Here is a 621-nt window from a genome sequence, read left to right as displayed (position 1 = left end):
TTCCGCCTCGACTTTCGAGCATCAAGGTGCGTCCGCAAACGGTCGCCGCAACCCCGCAAGGAATCCCCATGCCGATTGACCTGCCGCCGGTGACGCGCAACCTGCTGATTGCCAACATCGGCATCTATCTGCTGCAGATGCTGATCGGCGATCCGCTGATCATCCATTTCGCGCTGTGGCCGCTGGGCACCCACCTGCAAACCCAGGATGGCGTCTCGATCGGTTTCGAGATCTGGCAAGTGGTCACCTACGGCTTCCTGCATGGCGGCTTGCCGCATCTGTTCTTCAACATGTTCGCCCTGTGGATGTTCGGCGGTGCGATCGAGCGTCTGTTCGGGTCGCGGCCGTTCGCCATCTACTACCTGGCCTGCGTCGTCGGCGCCGGTGTCGCCCAGTTGCTCGTGATCGCCTGGTTCACCGGCGGTATCTATCCGACCCTCGGCGCCTCGGGCGGGGTTTTCGGGCTGTTGCTCGCCTTCGGCATGATGTTTCCGTATCAGCGCATCATGTTGCTGTTTCCGCCGATTCCGATGCCGGCCTGGGTATTCGTGACAGGTTACGGCGCGATCGAACTGTTTCTCGGCATAAGCGGTAGCCAGGCCGGTGTCGCCCACTTCGCCC

General features: G+C 62.0%; 1 protein-coding gene. It reads left to right on the top strand.

The window, feature by feature from the left end:
• Nucleotides 1–68 precede the first annotated feature (68 nt).
• Nucleotides 69–621 (top strand): rhomboid family intramembrane serine protease (locus KDM41_18465; GenBank protein MCB1185409.1); only part of this gene is annotated, 553 nt, incomplete at its 3' end.

The organism is bacterium, from assembly GCA_020440705.1.
Taxonomy (GTDB): domain Bacteria; phylum Krumholzibacteriota; class Krumholzibacteriia; order LZORAL124-64-63; family LZORAL124-64-63; genus JAGRNP01.
The sequence above is the reverse complement of the archived record's forward strand: the minus strand, read 5'-3'. Positions and strand labels throughout refer to the sequence as shown.